Below are 14,811 nucleotides of genomic sequence, written 5' to 3'. Positions count from 1 at the left end.
CACCGTTCTATCCGCGATATTTGGCACCAGCCTGCTGGCTGTGGCCTCGATGGGCCAGGCTGCCGAGAAAAAGAGCCTGGTGTTTTGCTCCGAAGGCAGCCCGGCGGGCTTCGACACCGCGCAATACACGACGGCCACCGATAACGACGCCGCCGAGCCTATCTACAACCGCTTGGCCGAGTTTGAAAAAGGCGCGACCAATGTCGTACCGGGCCTGGCAACCCGTTGGGATATTTCCGAAGACGGCCTGACCTATACCTTCCACCTGCGTGAAGGGGTGAAATTCCACGGCAACAAGGACTTCAAGCCGACGCGCGACTTCAACGCCGACGACGTGCTGTTCACCTTCAATCGCATGCTTGACCCCGAACACCCGTTCCGCAAGGCCTACCCCACCGAGTTTCCGTACTTCAACGGGATGAGCCTGAACAAGAATATCGCCAAGGTCGAGAAAACCGACCCGCACACCGTGGTGATGACCCTGAACACGGTCGACGCCGCGTTTATCCAGAACATCGCCATGAGCTTCGCCTCGATCCTGTCGGCCGAATACGCCGACCATTTGCTCAAGGTCGGCAAGCCCAGCGACATCAACCAGAAGCCGATCGGCACCGGGCCGTTCGTGTTCCAGCGCTACCAGAAAGACTCGCAGATTCGCTACACCGGCAACAAACAGTACTGGGACCCGAGCCGCGTGAAGCTCGACCAGCTGATCTTTGCGATCAACACCGACGCCTCGGTACGGGTACAAAAGCTCAAGGCCGGCGAATGCCAGATCACCCTGCACCCGCGCCCGGCCGACGTCGAAGCCCTGAAGGCCGACCCGAACCTGCAACTGCTGACCAAGCCAGGCTTTAACCTCGGCTACATCGCCTATAACGTGCGGCACAAGCCCTTCGACCAGCTCGAAGTGCGCCAGGCCCTGGACATGGCGGTGAACAAGCAGAGCATCCTCAACGCCGTGTACCAGGGCGCGGGGCAACTGGCGGTCAACGCCATGCCGCCGACCCAGTGGTCTTACGACGACACCATCAAGGACGCCGCCTACAACCCGGAAAAAGCCAAGGAACTGCTCAAGGCTGCCGGCGTGAAGGAAGGTACCGAGATCACCCTGTGGGCGATGCCGGTACAACGGCCGTACAACCCCAACGCCAAGCTGATGGCCGAAATGCTGCAAAGCGATTGGGCGAAGATTGGTCTCAAGGTGAAGATCGTCAGCTATGAATGGGGCGAGTACATCAAGCGCACCAAGAATGGCGAGCATGACATCAGCCTGATCGGCTGGACCGGCGACAACGGTGACCCGGACAACTGGCTGGGCACCCTCTACAGCTGCGACGCCATCGGCGGGAACAACTACTCCATGTGGTGTGACCCGGCGTACGACAAGCTGATCAAGCAAGCCAAGGTCGTCACCGACCGCGAACAAAGGACTGTTCTATACAAACAGGCGCAGCAACTGCTCAAGCAGCAGGTGCCGATCACGCCAGTCGCCCACTCGACGGTCAACCAGCCGTTAAGCGCCAAAGTCGAAGGTTTCAAAGTGAGCCCCTTCGGCCGCAACGTGTTCTCGGGCGTCAGCATCAACCCATAAAAAGATAACCGGATTGCGCAGGGCGAGCATTCGCCTTGCTGCAAACGTGCAGCCTTATTTCGGGTTTTACCCATGGGCAAACGTTTGCAAAGGCTTGAACGAGTTACACACCCAATAGCCGGTTCACCTAAAAAGACCGGCATTAAAAAGAGAACCAAAGGAGCTTCACCCATGAAACTGAGCAGCACCGCGCTACTGGCCCTGGCCATCAGCAGCATCACGGCTAACGCCTACGCTGATCCTGCAAGCCAGGACTTCGTTCCAACCACACTGGCCGGCACCAGCGCCCAAAGCGAGGCCAAAGGCTTTATCGATGGCGCAAGCCTGGGCGGTACAACCCGTAACTGGTTCTCCAACGAACAACGCTTCCGTGGCAGCAAGTTCACTTACCAGAAGCACGGCGAAGCCCGTACTGACAACTACCGTACCAACTGGGTGCAAGGCACCATCCTCAACGCTACCTCGGGTTTCACCCAAGGCACCGTTGGCGTGAGCACTGAAGTGGCGGTCTACAACGCTCTGGTCCTGGACCGCAGCAAGCGCGACATCAAGGGCGGCTCCAACCGTACCCTGGCCGACTCCGACGGCGACGCTGTAGACCAGTGGAGCAAACTGGGCCTGGCCAACGTCAAGTTCCGTGTCTCGAACACCACCTTGACCGCCGGTCGCCAGAACTTCAGCAGCGGCATCATCGACACCATCGGTAACCGTGCGCTGCCTTCGAGCTTCGAAGGTGTGAGCTTCAACAGCGAAGAGTTCAGCAACCTGTCCTTCCAGGGCGGCGTGTTCGACCGCGTTTCGCCACGGACCGAGCAGAGCCTGTCGAAATTCCGTACTGAATACGGCAATGGTCGCCAGGAAACCGACAAGGTCAACACCCTGGGCGTCAACTACCAGCCGTTCAAGAGCCTGAAGACCAGCCTGTTCGCCGCTAACGTGGAAGACTTCTGGAACCAGTACTACTTCGGTGCTACCCACGAGCTGGGTGACAGCCAGACCCTGTCCCTGACCACGGGCCTGAACTACTACAAGACCGTCGACGAAGGCAAAAAGTTGATGGGCAAGATCGACAACGACACCTACTCGCTGTCGTTCGGCCTGACCCACCAGGCTCACAGCCTGACCTTCTCCTACCAGGCCGTGAACGGCGACGAGTACTTCGACTACCTGCACGAAACCAACGGCATCTACCTGGCCAACTCCCTGACGTCCGACTTCAACGGTCCGAACGAGAAGTCCTTCCAGATCGCCTACGGCATCAACATGGCCGAATACGGCGTGCCGGGCCTGAAGTTCAACGTCTACTCGGCACGTGGCTGGGGTATCGACGGTACTCACTACACCGGCGACGGCGGCCGCGCTGGCTTTGCCTACAACGGCATTCAGGCCCAGGACGGCGAGAAGCACCAGGAATACGGTGTAGGCGCGGCTTACGCGATCCAGAGCGGCGCACTCAAGGCCACCACCATTCGTGGTACCTACGTGACTCACCGTGCCAGCGCCAACCAGGCTGACGGCAACCTGCGTGAGTTCCGCCTGGTGACCACCATCCCGTTCAACATTCTTTAATCAGCGCCAGGTCGGCGGCGGGCTCAGGACGAGCCCGCCGCCTACGCTTGTCTGGTCCAATCGATTGCAGAGGGCTCTTAGATGAAAATGCTCCCGTTACAAGCCGCCATTGCCGCTGCGCTGTTGAGCGTTGCTGTCGGCATCTCGGCCAAACCGTTGGTCGTCTGCACCGAAGCCAGCCCGGAAGGCTTCGATCCGGTCCTGTACACCACGGCTGTCACCGCCGACGCCGCGGCCGAAACCATCTTCAACCGCCTGGTGGACTTCAAGCCCGGCACCACCGAAGTGATCCCGGCACTGGCCAAAGACCTGCCCGAGATCAGCGCCGATGGCCTGACCTACACCTTTCACCTGCGTGACGACATCAAGTTCCACACCACCGACTACTTCAAACCCACGCGCAACATGAACGCCGACGACGTGCTTTGGAGCTTCCAGCGCCAGCTGGACCCGAATCACCCGTGGCACAAAAAGTCCAACGTGGGCTACCCATACTTTGAAAGCATGGGCTTCAAGGAACTGCTCAAGAGCGTAGAGAAGACCGATGACCACACCGTGGTCTTCACCCTGACCCGCCCTGAAGCACCGTTCCTGGCCGACCTGGCCATGGCGTTTTCCTCGATTCACTCCGCCGAATACGCCGACCAGTTGCTCAAGTCCGGCAAGACCGACGACCTGAACGCCAAGCCCATCGGCACCGGCCCGTTCATCTTCACCCGCTACGCCAAAGACGCCCAAGTGCGCTTCAAGGCCAACCCGGAGTACTTCCGTGGCAAGCCGCCGGCTGACCCGCTGATCCTGGCCATCACCACCGACAACAACGTGCGCCTGCAAAAGCTCAAGGCCAACGAATGCCAGATCGCGCTGTATCCGAAACCGGATGACGTGCCGAGCATGAAGGCCGACCCGAACCTGAAGGTGGCGGAACTGGCGGCGATGACCACCGCTTACACCGCCATGAACACCACCCACAAGTACATGAGCGACGCGCGGGTGCGTCACGCGATCAACATCGCGTTCGACAAGAAGGGCTACAACGAATCCCTGTACGGCAAAGGCAACGCGGTCGACGCCACCGGCCCGTACCCGCCAACCCTGCTGGGTTTCAGCGACAAGCTGAAAAACCCGCCCCGCGACCTCGACAAGGCCCGCGCCCTGCTCAAGGAAGCCGGCGTACCGGAAGGCACCGAGTTCACCCTGTTTACCCGCAACGGCGGCGGCCCGACCAACCCCAACCCAATGCTCGGCGCCCAGCGCATGCAGGCGGATCTGGCGCAGATCGGTCTGAAAGTGAACATCAAGGTCATGGAATGGGGCGAAATGCTCAAGCGCGCCAAGAATGGCGAACATGACATGGTCTCCGCCGGCTGGGCGGGGGATAACGGGGACCCGGATAACTTCCTCACCCCGAACTTGAGTTGCGATGCAGCGAAAAACGGCGAAAACTACGCCCGCTGGTGTAACAAGGAGTTTCAAGACTTGATCGACAAGGCGCGCGCCATCGCTGAACCCACCCAGCGCGCTGCACTCTATGAACAAGCAATGGACGTTTTCGACAAGGACCAACCATGGATTCCCATGGCTTACCCGAAAATGTTCACCGCCATGCGTAAAAACGTCGAGGGTTATACCCAAAGCCCTCTGACTACAAATAACTTCGCCACCACCCAGGTGAAGTAGATAAGAGACGCTCGGCACCGTCGACATTGACGGTGCCGAACCTGCCTAACCGGCTGATTGAGGTACACAACAAGATGTTTAGTTTTATTGCCCGCCGATTGGGGTTATTGATCCCCACGTTTTTCGGCATCACCTTGCTGACGTTCGCGTTGATTCGCATGATCCCAGGCGACCCTGTCGAAGTCATGATGGGCGAACGACGAGTCGACCCCGAGATGCACGCTCAGGCAATGGAACGCCTTGGTCTGAACAAACCGTTATATGCGCAATACCTGGATTATGTCGGCAAGCTCGCCCACGGCGACCTCGGCGAATCCCTGCGCACCCGTACCAGCGTGTGGACTGAATTCACCGCCCTTTTCCCCGCGACCCTGGAACTGTCCATGGCCGCCCTGTTGTTCGCCGGCATCCTGGGGCTGTTAGCCGGGGTGATCGCGGCCTTGAAGCGAGGATCCCTGTTCGACCATGGGGTGATGGGCATCTCCCTGGCGGGATATTCGATGCCGATCTTCTGGTGGGGCCTGATCCTGATCATGTTCTTCTCCGTCAGCCTGGGCTGGACGCCAGTCTCCGGACGGATCGACCTGCTCTACGACATCGAGCCGCGCACCGGCTTCATGCTGATCGACACCCTGCTGGCCGACGAGCCGGACGCATTCTGGGACGCGTTGCACCACCTGATCCTGCCGGCCATCGTGCTCGGCACCATCCCGCTGGCCGTTATCGCGCGGATGACCCGTTCGTCGATGCTCGAAGTACTGCGCGAAGACTACATCCGCACCGCCAAGGCCAAGGGCCTGTCGCCGGCGCGCGTGGTGTTCGTCCACGGCCTGCGTAACGCCTTGATCCCGGTACTCACCGTGGTCGGCCTGCAAGTCGGCACATTGCTGGCGGGTGCGGTCCTGACCGAAACCATCTTCTCGTGGCCCGGCATCGGCAAATGGCTGATCGAAGCCATTGGCGCACGGGATTATCCCGTGGTGCAAAACGGCATCCTGTTAATCGCCTGCCTGGTGATTCTGGTGAACTTCGTGGTGGATATCCTCTACGGCTTCGCCAACCCACGCATCCGTCACCAGCGCTGAGATCATGACCATGACCACACCTACTCCCGCGGTAGCAGTCGATCAAAGCCTGCTGTACCCGTCCCCGTACAAAGAATTCTGGCAAGCCTTTTCCAAGAACAAGGGCGCCGTTGCCGGCCTGCTGTTCATGTTGCTGGTGGTGTTTTGCGCGCTCTTCGCCCCTTGGGTGGCCCCGCATAACCCGAGCGAGCAATACCGTGACTTCCTGCTGACCCCTCCGGCCTGGCTGGAAGGTGGGCAGATCCAGTTCCTGCTGGGCACCGATGAACTCGGGCGTGACCTGCTGTCGCGCCTGATCCAGGGTTCGCGCCTGTCGTTGCTCATCGGCTTATCGTCGGTGGTGATGTCGCTGATCCCGGGGATCCTGCTGGGCCTGTTCGCCGGTTTCTTCCCGCGCCTGCTCGGCCCGACCATCATGCGCCTGATGGACATCATGCTGGCCCTGCCGTCGCTGCTGCTGGCTGTGGCGATTGTCGCGATCCTCGGCCCTGGCCTGATCAACACCGTGATTGCGATCGCGATCGTGTCGCTGCCGTCCTATGTCCGTCTGACCCGCGCTGCGGTGATGGGCGAACTGAACCGTGACTACGTGACTGCCGCCCGCCTCGCCGGCGCCGGCCTGCCGCGCCTGATGTTCGTCACCGTACTGCCGAACTGCATGGCGCCGCTGATCGTTCAGGCCACCCTGAGTTTCTCCTCGGCGATTCTCGATGCTGCCGCCCTGGGCTTCCTGGGCCTTGGCGTACAACCGCCAACCCCTGAGTGGGGCACCATGCTGGCCTCGGCCCGCGACTACATCGAACGCGCCTGGTGGGTCGTGAGCCTGCCTGGCTTGACCATTTTGCTCAGCGTGCTGGCAATCAACCTGATGGGCGACGGCCTGCGCGATGCGCTGGACCCGAAACTCAAGAATGCCGCCTGAGGAGATTCCCATGTCACTGCTAGAAATCAAGAATCTCAATGTCCGCTTCGGCGACAAGACCGCCGTACCGGTGGTCGATGGCCTCGACATCTCCGTCGACAAAGGCGAAGTACTGGCGATCGTTGGCGAGTCGGGTTCGGGTAAATCCGTGACCATGATGGCGCTGATGGGCCTGATCGAGCACCCCGGCATCGTCACTGCCGACGCCCTGAACTTCGACGGCAAGGACATGCTCAAGCTGAGCAACCGCCAGCGTCGGCAGATCGTCGGCAAAGACCTGGCGATGGTGTTCCAGGACCCGATGACCGCCCTGAACCCCAGCTACACCGTGGGTTTCCAGATCGAAGAAGTGCTGCGCCTGCATTTGAAAATGTCCGGCAAGCAAGCGCGCAAGCGTGCCATCGAACTGCTCGAAAAGGTGGAAATCCCGGGCGCAGCCAGCCGTATGGATGCCTACCCGCACCAGCTGTCCGGTGGCATGAGCCAACGTGTGGCCATCGCCATGGCGATTGCCGGCGAGCCGAAACTGCTGATCGCCGATGAACCGACTACTGCGCTCGACGTGACCATCCAGGCCCAGATCATGGACCTGCTGCTGGCCTTGCAGAAAGAGCAGAACATGGGCCTGGTGCTGATCACCCACGACCTCGCGGTAGTGGCCGAAACCGCCCAGCGCGTGTGCGTGATGTATGCCGGCCAGGCCGTGGAAGTCGGCCAGGTGCCGCAGTTGTTCGACATCCCGGCGCACCCGTACAGCGAAGCGCTGCTCAAGGCGATTCCTGAGCACAGCCTGGGCGCCACGCGCCTGGCCACGCTGCCGGGTATCGTTCCCGGCCGTTATGACCGCCCGCAGGGTTGCCTGCTGTCGCCGCGGTGCCCGTATGTGCAGGAGTCCTGCCGCGCCCAACGCCCGGGCCTTGACCCGAAAAGCCACAGCCTTGCCCGCTGCTTCTACCCGCTGAATCAGGAGGTGGCGTAATGGCCGTCGTACTTACCGCCCGCGACCTGACCCGTCACTACGAAGTGTCCCGTGGCCTGTTCAAGGGCCATGCCCTGGTGCGCGCACTCAACGGTGTGTCGTTCGAACTGGAAGCCGGCAAGACCCTCGCGGTCGTAGGCGAGTCCGGTTGCGGCAAATCCACCCTGGCCCGCGCCCTGACCTTGATTGAAGAGCCGTCTTCCGGCTCGCTGAAAATCGCCGGGCAAGAAGTCGCCGGTGCCGACAAGGCCCAGCGCAAGCAACTGCGCAAAGACGTGCAGATGGTGTTCCAGAGCCCTTACGCCTCGCTGAACCCGCGCCAGAAGGTCGGCGACCAACTGGGCGAGCCGCTGCTGATCAACACCAACCTGTCTGCCGCCGAGCGCCGGGAAAAGGTCCAGGCGATGATGAAGCAAGTGGGCCTGCGCCCTGAGCATTATCAGCGCTACCCGCACATGTTCTCCGGCGGCCAGCGCCAGCGAATCGCACTGGCGCGGGCGATGATGCTGCAACCCAAGGTGCTGGTGGCGGATGAACCGACCTCGGCCCTCGACGTGTCGATCCAGGCCCAGGTATTGAACCTGTTCATGGACCTGCAGCAGGAATTCAACACCGCCTACGTGTTCATCTCCCACAACCTGGCGGTGGTGCAGCACGTCGCCGACGACGTAATGGTGATGTACCTCGGCCGGCCCGTTGAAGTCGGTCCAAAGGAAGACATCTACGCACGCCCGCTGCACCCGTACACCCAGGCGTTGCTGTCGGCGACCCCGACCATTCATCCGGACCCGAACAAACCGAAGATCAAAATCGTCGGGGAGTTGCCCAACCCGTTGAACCCGCCATCCGGCTGCGCCTTCCACAAGCGCTGCCCGTACGCGACCCAGCTGTGCAGTACCGATGAACCGGTGCTGCGACCACTCGACAACCGCCAGGTGGCTTGCCACTACGCGGAGCAATTTGTGGTCTGACGTGCAAAAAAAATGCTCTGGAGGGTGAGTCCAGAGCATTCCAGTGTTCTACAGCCCTGCTTGTCGGATAGCGCATCTGTTCGGCAAGCGGGGCTTTCTTTTGCCTGCGTTACTTACGTATCGCTGTCGCCATCGTTGTAAGTGTCGCTGTCTTCGCCATCATTGTCCGGGTTCTCGGCGTCGTCATCATCCTTGGAACCGCCCTGGTTTTCGTCACCGGGCTCGGATTCACTCTTGGCCAACTGCAAGCCACCCGCCTGCACCGTCTTCGCCGCCACAAACCCTGTGCCATGGCTTTGCACAGCCGTATTGGCCCACGCGGCAGACATGCCCAATGACATCATCACCAGCACTTTGAGCAACAGCACCACACGTTGAAAGATACTCATGGTCGAATTCCGCCCAGTCAGGAGTTGAACTGCGTACGACAGCTGTCCACCGTCGCCTTGCTTCAAACTAGTCCCGAACTGAAGTTTTCGCCAATGAAACAACCTGAATAGCAGCCAAAGAAAAAGGCGAAGCCATCACAGCTTCGCCCTCTCTTATATCGCTAACCCTTAATGATGCTCACGGGTCGCGCGGAATTTCACATCCGGCCAGCGCTCTTCCATCAGCGCCAGGTTGACCCGAGTCGGGGCCAGGTAGGTCAGGTGACCACCGCCGTCGATCGCGAGGTTTTCCACGGCCTTGATCTTGAACTCTTCCAGCTTCTTCTTATCGCTGCAGTCGATCCAGCGCGCGGAGTACACGGTGATCGGCTCATAGGAGCATTCCACCTTGTATTCCTCTTTCAGGCGACTGGCCACTACATCGAACTGCAGCACACCGACGGCGCCGAGGATGATGTCGTTGCTGCGCTCCGGGAAGAACACCTGGGTGGCGCCCTCTTCCGCCAACTGCTGCAAACCCTGGCGCAGTTGCTTGGATTTCAGCGGGTCACGCAGGCGTACGCGGCGGAACAGTTCCGGGGCGAAGTGCGGGATACCGGTGAAGCCCAGCACTTCGCCTTCGGTGAAGGTGTCACCGATCTGGATGGTGCCGTGGTTGTGCAAGCCGATGATATCGCCGGCATACGCTTCTTCCAGCTGCTCACGCTCGGAGGAGAAGAAGGTCAGGGCGTCGCCGATGCGCACGTCCTTGCCGGTACGCACGTGGCGCATCTTCATGCCTTTTTCGTATTTGCCGGAGCAGATACGCATGAAGGCGATACGGTCGCGGTGCTTGGGGTCCATGTTCGCCTGGATCTTGAACACGAAGCCGGCGAATTTCTCTTCCACAGGCTCCACGGTACGCTCGTTGGCAACCCGGGCCAGCGGCTTGGGTGCCCAATTGACCACGGCATCCAGCACGTGATCGACACCGAAGTTGCCCAGGGCGGTACCGAAGAACACCGGCGTCAGCTGGCCGTCGAGGAACTCCTGCTGGTTGAACTCGTGGCAGGCGCCCTGCACCAGCTCCAGCTGGTCGACAAACCGGTCGTACTCGTCACCCAGGTGGGCGCGGGCTTCGTCGGAGTCGAGCTTCTCGATGATTTTCACATCGGTACGTTCGTGGCCGTGGCCGGCGGTGTACACAATGATGTAGTCGTCGGCCAGGTGGTACACGCCCTTGAAGTCGCGGTAGCAACCAATCGGCCAGGTGATCGGCGCGGCCTTGATCTTCAGGACGGCTTCGATTTCGTCCAGCAGTTCGATCGGGTCGCGGATGTCACGGTCGAGTTTGTTGATAAAGCTGACAATCGGCGTATCCCGCAGGCGGCACACGTCCATCAGCGCGATGGTGCGGGGCTCGACGCCTTTACCGCCGTCGAGGACCATCAGCGCCGAGTCCACCGCCGTCAGGGTGCGGTAGGTGTCTTCGGAGAAGTCTTCGTGGCCCGGGGTGTCGAGCAGGTTGATCATGTGGTCGCGATACGGGAACTGCATGACCGACGTGGTAATGGAAATACCACGCTGCTTTTCCATTTCCATCCAGTCGGAGGTGGCATGGCGGTCGGATTTACGGGATTTCACCGTGCCGGCCACCGCGATCGCCTTGCCCATCAGCAACAGCTTTTCGGTGATGGTGGTTTTACCGGCATCGGGGTGGGAAATAATGGCGAAAGTGCGGCGTTTCGCGACTTCGGCGGCCTGGTGGGTCATGGGAAATCGCCTGGCAGGTGAGTCAAAAAAGGGCGGCGAGTATAGCGCAAACCCGGGGTGACGGACCACCGTTCACCCCATTGGGGGTGGCTAATTGCTGCCAAGTATGGAACCTTTTAAAAGGTAGAGACGTCCACTCCCCTGCTATCGCACTCGTAACAGGGGCTGAAAAATCAGCAAGTTAGCCTGACGAGGCTGCGCTCATGGCTCGACCGCATACCGCGTTGACGGTATGGGCGAGCTGCTATTCGCGACCACATTCGCCGACAGCCAGGAATGGCATTGCCGCTCGGAAATGTGTTCGCCGACAAAAGAAAAAAGGAGTCCGCCTGTGGCTATTCGCTATGGCAAAGGGCTGATAGGAGGAGCGGTTGTCGTCGCTCTCCTGGCCCTGCTGGTCCACTGGATCGGCATCAACACGATCGAACTGTACCGCGACGATTTGTTGTTTTACCTGCAAGCTCACTTGATCCTCGTCCTTGTTTCGATGCTGGCCGCCCTGATCGTAGGGATTCCCGCCGGTATCCTGCTGAGCCGACCCAACATGGTCGGGCGCGCAGAACGCTTCATGCAGATCTTCAACATCGGCAATACCGTCCCTCCCCTGGCCGTACTGGCCATCGCCCTCGGTGTCCTTGGCATCGGCAGCGGCCCCGCGATCTTCGCGCTGTTCCTCGCCTCGTTGCTGCCCATCGTGCGCAACACCTATGAAGGCCTGAAAAACGTTCAAGGTTCCCTGAAAGAAGCCGCCGTCGGCATCGGCATGACGCCGCGCCAGGTGCTGTTTCGCGTGGAATTGCCCAACGCCGTGCCGATCATCATCGGCGGTGTGCGCGTGGCCCTGGCGATCAACGTCGGTACCGCGCCCCTGGCGTTCCTGATTGGCGCCAACAGCCTGGGCAGCCTGATCTTCCCCGGCATCGCCCTGAACAATCAGCCGCAACTGCTGCTCGGCGCCGCATGCACCGCGCTGCTGGCCTTGCTGCTCGACGGTCTGGTGACCATGGCCAGCCGCCTTTGGCTGGAACGCGGGTTGCGTCCGTCTTAAGGCTTTGGCCCCGTCTTGGGCCTGAAACAGGAATTCACATGAAAAAACTGACATTGATATTGAGCTGCGTCCTGCTGTTCGCAGGGTTTGCGCAAGCCGCTGAAAAACCGGTCATCCGCATCGGTGCCCGGGTGTTCACTGAACAGACCCTGCTCGCCGAAATCACCTCCCAGTACCTGCGCACCAAGGGTTACGACACCCGTGTGACCGGCGGCCTGGGCAGCAACCTGGCACGCAGTGCCCAGGAAAGCGGGCAACTGGACCTGATCTGGGAATACACCGGCGTGTCGCTGGTGGCCTACAACCACGTCGACGAGAAGCTCGACAGCGAACAGTCCTACGCCCGAGTGAAAGAACTCGACGCGAAAAAAGGCCTGGTCTGGCTCTCCCCGTCGAAATTCAGCAACACCTACGCCCTGGCCCTGCCAGAGAACGTGGCCAAGGAATTCCCGCAGATCAACAGCATCAGCGACCTGACCGCGGCACTGGCCGAGAAAACCAAGGAAAACCGCCTGGTGGCCCTGGACACCGAGTTCGCCAACCGTTCCGACGGCATGGCCGGCATGGTCAAGCTGTACGACATGAACCTGACCCGCAAGAACACCCGGCAGATGGACGCCGGCCTGGTGTACACCGCGCTGCGTAATGGCCAGGTATTTGCCGGCTTGGTCTACACCACCGACGGTCGCCTGAACGCCTTCAAATTGAAGCTGCTGGAAGACGACAAGCACTACTTCCCGGACTACACCGCCGCGCCGGTGGTGCGTCAGGTTTACCTCGATGCCCATCCGCAACTGGCCGCTGATCTCAAGCCACTGGCTGCGCTGTTCGACGACGAAACCATGCGCCAGCTGAATGCGCGGGTCGACGTCGACCACGAAAGCCCGTCCGCCGTGGCCGCAGATTTCCTGCGCCAGCATCCGATCAACTAAGAGGAGAAGACATGGAATTCCTGAACGCCTTTTCCCATCTTGATTGGGCCCAAGTCCTGCACCTGACCTGGCAGCACATCACCCTGGTCGGCATTGCAGTGATCCTCGCAATCGTCGTAGGCGTGCCCCTGGGTGTGCTGATGACCCGCTTCCCGACGCTCGCCGGCCCATTGCAAGCCAGTGCCACGGTGTTGCTGACCGTGCCGTCGATCGCGCTGTTCGGCCTGCTGCTGCCGTTCTACTCCAAGTTCGGCCAGGGCCTGGGGCCGATGCCGGCGATCACCGCCGTGTTCCTCTATTCCCTGTTGCCCATCATGCGTAACACCTACCTCGCCCTCACCGGCGTTGAGCCGGGCATTCGCGAGGCCGCCAAAGGCATCGGCATGACCTTCGGCCAGCGCTTGCGCATGGTCGAGCTGCCGATTGCCGTACCGGTGATCCTCGCCGGTGTGCGCACCGCCGTCGTCATGAACATTGGTGTGATGACCATCGCCGCCACCATCGGCGCCGGTGGCCTGGGTGTACTTATTCTGGCTTCCATCAGCCGCAGCGACATGTCGATGCTGATCGTTGGCGCCGTGCTGGTCAGTCTCCTGGCCATCTTCGCCGACCTGCTTCTGCAATGGCTGCAACGCACGCTGACTCCAAAAGGACTGCTCAAATGATCGAACTTCAAAACCTGACCAAGACCTTCCAAAGCAACGGCAAGACCATCACCGCCGTTGATTCCGTAAGCCTGACCGTCAACGAAGGCGAAATTTGCGTATTCCTCGGCCCCTCGGGCTGCGGCAAGAGCACCACGCTGAAGATGATCAACCGCCTGATCAAGCCGACCTCCGGCAAGATCCTGATCAACGGCGAAGACACCACCGACCTCGACGAAGTGACCCTGCGTCGCAACATCGGCTACGTGATCCAGCAGATCGGTCTGTTCCCGAACATGACCATCGAAGAGAACATCGTGGTGGTGCCCAAGCTGCTGGGCTGGGACAAGCAGAAATGCCACGACCGCGCCCGCGAGTTGATGAGCATGATCAAGCTCGAACCCAAGCAGTACCTGCATCGCTACCCGCGTGAGCTGTCCGGCGGCCAGCAACAGCGGATCGGCGTGATCCGCGCCCTGGCGGCGGATGCACCGTTGCTGCTGATGGATGAGCCGTTCGGCGCGGTCGACCCGATCAACCGCGAGATGATCCAGAACGAGTTTTTCGAGATGCAGCGCGCGCTGAACAAGACCGTGATCATGGTCAGCCACGACATCGACGAAGCCATCAAGCTGGGTGACAAGATCGCGATCTTCCGCGCCGGCAAGCTGCTGCAGATCGACCACCCGGACACCCTGCTGGCCCACCCTGCCGACGAATTCGTCAGCAACTTCGTTGGCCAGGACAGCACCCTCAAGCGCCTGCTGCTGGTGAAGGCTGAAGATGCGGCGGACAACGCGCCGTCGGTCAGCCCGGAAACCCCGGTGGCGGATGCCCTGGAGCAGATGGATGAGCTGGACCGTCGCTACGTGGTGGTCACCGATGCCGAGAACAAGGCCCTGGGTTATGTGCGACGTCGCGACCTGCATCGTCAGACCGGTACCTGCGGCCAGTACCTGCGGGAATTCAACGCCACGGCGGCGTACGACGAGCATTTGCGCATCCTGTTGTCGCGCATGTACGAGTTCAACCGCTCGTGGTTGCCGGTGATGGATGCGGAGCGGGTGTTCCTGGGGGAAGTGACCCAGGAGTCGATTGCCGAGTATCTGAGTTCCGGTAAGTCCCGTGGGGGCAAGACCAGCATTGTGTCGCCTGCCGAGACAGCACTGGCCTGACCTGACACACAGCGGTCAAAATGTGGGAGCGGGCTTGCTCGCGAAGGCGGAGTGTCAGTCACCGGATGCAT

At 60.7% G+C, this 14,811-nt stretch carries 13 protein-coding genes; 11 read left to right on the top strand and 2 right to left on the bottom strand.

Going from position 1 to position 14,811, the window contains the following annotated elements:
- Window positions 1-49: 49 nt before the first annotated feature.
- The 7 genes from ACW9I6_RS13030 to ACW9I6_RS13000 all read left to right on the top strand — a co-directional run bounded on the left by ACW9I6_RS13030 (window position 50) and on the right by ACW9I6_RS13000 (window position 8,800).
- The gene (locus ACW9I6_RS13030; protein WP_371135981.1) at window positions 50-1,594 is read left to right on the top strand and encodes an ABC transporter substrate-binding protein; all 1,545 of its coding nucleotides are present in this window, start codon (window positions 50-52) and stop codon (window positions 1,592-1,594) included.
- Between the two features lie 171 nt (window positions 1,595-1,765).
- Window positions 1,766-3,163 carry an OprD family porin gene (locus ACW9I6_RS13025; RefSeq protein ID WP_003215995.1) on the top strand — a complete coding sequence of 466 codons (1,398 nt, stop codon included), beginning with the start codon at window positions 1,766-1,768 and terminating at the stop codon, window positions 3,161-3,163.
- 81 nt (window positions 3,164-3,244) lie between these two features.
- Window positions 3,245-4,843, top strand: coding sequence for an ABC transporter substrate-binding protein (locus tag ACW9I6_RS13020; protein ID WP_102369916.1), 1,599 nt, complete (start codon window positions 3,245-3,247; stop codon window positions 4,841-4,843).
- A 74-nt stretch (window positions 4,844-4,917) separates the two neighbouring features.
- Window positions 4,918-5,928, top strand: a complete 1,011-nt coding sequence (locus tag ACW9I6_RS13015) for an ABC transporter permease subunit (RefSeq protein WP_003215992.1) — start codon at window positions 4,918-4,920, stop codon at window positions 5,926-5,928.
- Window positions 5,929-5,938: 10 nt separating this feature from the next.
- Complete coding sequence (locus tag ACW9I6_RS13010) at window positions 5,939-6,850, top strand: ABC transporter permease subunit (protein ID WP_003215991.1); 912 nt, start codon at window positions 5,939-5,941, stop codon at window positions 6,848-6,850.
- 10 nt (window positions 6,851-6,860) lie between these two features.
- Complete coding sequence (locus ACW9I6_RS13005; protein WP_003215989.1) at window positions 6,861-7,829, top strand: ABC transporter ATP-binding protein; 969 nt, start codon at window positions 6,861-6,863, stop codon at window positions 7,827-7,829.
- Window positions 7,829-8,800 (top strand): peptide ABC transporter ATP-binding protein, encoded by a 972-nt coding sequence (locus ACW9I6_RS13000; RefSeq protein ID WP_003215987.1) that lies wholly within the window; start codon window positions 7,829-7,831, stop codon window positions 8,798-8,800. The genes ACW9I6_RS13005 and ACW9I6_RS13000 overlap by 1 nt, the downstream gene beginning before the upstream one ends.
- A gap of 113 nt (window positions 8,801-8,913) precedes the next feature.
- On the opposite strand, the gene ACW9I6_RS12995 is transcribed toward ACW9I6_RS13000, so the two are convergent.
- Together ACW9I6_RS12995 and ACW9I6_RS12990 are read right to left on the bottom strand one after the other, a co-directional pair.
- Window positions 8,914-9,189, bottom strand: a complete 276-nt coding sequence (locus tag ACW9I6_RS12995) for a hypothetical protein (RefSeq protein ID WP_003215984.1) — start codon at window positions 9,187-9,189, stop codon at window positions 8,914-8,916.
- 168 nt (window positions 9,190-9,357) lie between these two features.
- The gene (locus ACW9I6_RS12990) at window positions 9,358-10,941 is read right to left on the bottom strand and encodes a peptide chain release factor 3 (protein ID WP_003215978.1); all 1,584 of its coding nucleotides are present in this window, start codon (window positions 10,939-10,941) and stop codon (window positions 9,358-9,360) included.
- A gap of 331 nt (window positions 10,942-11,272) precedes the next feature.
- On the opposite strand from ACW9I6_RS12990, the gene ACW9I6_RS12985 reads away from it, so the two are divergent.
- From ACW9I6_RS12985 to ACW9I6_RS12970, 4 genes are read left to right on the top strand one after another with little or no spacing between them, the layout of a single operon-like run.
- On the top strand, window positions 11,273-11,989 hold the full coding sequence (locus ACW9I6_RS12985; protein ID WP_003215977.1) for an ABC transporter permease: 717 nt from the start codon (window positions 11,273-11,275) through the stop codon (window positions 11,987-11,989).
- 38 nt (window positions 11,990-12,027) lie between these two features.
- Window positions 12,028-12,921: a glycine betaine ABC transporter substrate-binding protein gene (locus ACW9I6_RS12980; RefSeq protein ID WP_003215975.1), complete on the top strand. Its 894-nt coding sequence runs from the start codon at window positions 12,028-12,030 to the stop codon at window positions 12,919-12,921.
- A gap of 11 nt (window positions 12,922-12,932) precedes the next feature.
- Window positions 12,933-13,586, top strand: coding sequence for an ABC transporter permease (locus ACW9I6_RS12975; RefSeq protein WP_003215973.1), 654 nt, complete (start codon window positions 12,933-12,935; stop codon window positions 13,584-13,586).
- Window positions 13,583-14,740, top strand: a complete 1,158-nt coding sequence (locus ACW9I6_RS12970) for an osmoprotectant ABC transporter ATP-binding protein OsmV (RefSeq protein ID WP_008437274.1) — start codon at window positions 13,583-13,585, stop codon at window positions 14,738-14,740. Before ACW9I6_RS12975 ends, ACW9I6_RS12970 begins: the two co-directional genes overlap by 4 nt.
- Window positions 14,741-14,811: the final 71 nt, after the last annotated feature.

Source organism: Pseudomonas sp. SDO5522_S412 (assembly GCF_054071215.1).
Note: the sequence above shows the minus strand (reverse complement) of the source record. Positions and strands in the feature narration are given on the sequence as shown.

Excerpts from the sequence above, each read along its gene's own strand:
- ACW9I6_RS13030 (WP_371135981.1), top strand. The coding sequence starts at position 50 with ATGGGCCAGGCTGCCGAGAAAAAGAGCCTGGTGTTTTGCTCCGAAGGC.
- ACW9I6_RS13025 (WP_003215995.1), top strand. The coding sequence starts at position 1,766 with ATGAAACTGAGCAGCACCGCGCTACTGGCCCTGGCCATCAGCAGCATC.
- ACW9I6_RS13020 (WP_102369916.1), top strand. The coding sequence starts at position 3,245 with ATGAAAATGCTCCCGTTACAAGCCGCCATTGCCGCTGCGCTGTTGAGC.
- ACW9I6_RS13015 (WP_003215992.1), top strand. The coding sequence starts at position 4,918 with ATGTTTAGTTTTATTGCCCGCCGATTGGGGTTATTGATCCCCACGTTT.
- ACW9I6_RS13010 (WP_003215991.1), top strand. The coding sequence starts at position 5,939 with ATGACCACACCTACTCCCGCGGTAGCAGTCGATCAAAGCCTGCTGTAC.
- ACW9I6_RS13005 (WP_003215989.1), top strand. The coding sequence starts at position 6,861 with ATGTCACTGCTAGAAATCAAGAATCTCAATGTCCGCTTCGGCGACAAG.
- ACW9I6_RS13000 (WP_003215987.1), top strand. The coding sequence starts at position 7,829 with ATGGCCGTCGTACTTACCGCCCGCGACCTGACCCGTCACTACGAAGTG.
- ACW9I6_RS12995 (WP_003215984.1), bottom strand. The coding sequence starts at position 9,189 with ATGAGTATCTTTCAACGTGTGGTGCTGTTGCTCAAAGTGCTGGTGATG.
- ACW9I6_RS12990 (WP_003215978.1), bottom strand. The coding sequence starts at position 10,941 with ATGACCCACCAGGCCGCCGAAGTCGCGAAACGCCGCACTTTCGCCATT.
- ACW9I6_RS12980 (WP_003215975.1), top strand. The coding sequence starts at position 12,028 with ATGAAAAAACTGACATTGATATTGAGCTGCGTCCTGCTGTTCGCAGGG.
- ACW9I6_RS12975 (WP_003215973.1), top strand. The coding sequence starts at position 12,933 with ATGGAATTCCTGAACGCCTTTTCCCATCTTGATTGGGCCCAAGTCCTG.
- ACW9I6_RS12970 (WP_008437274.1), top strand. The coding sequence starts at position 13,583 with ATGATCGAACTTCAAAACCTGACCAAGACCTTCCAAAGCAACGGCAAG.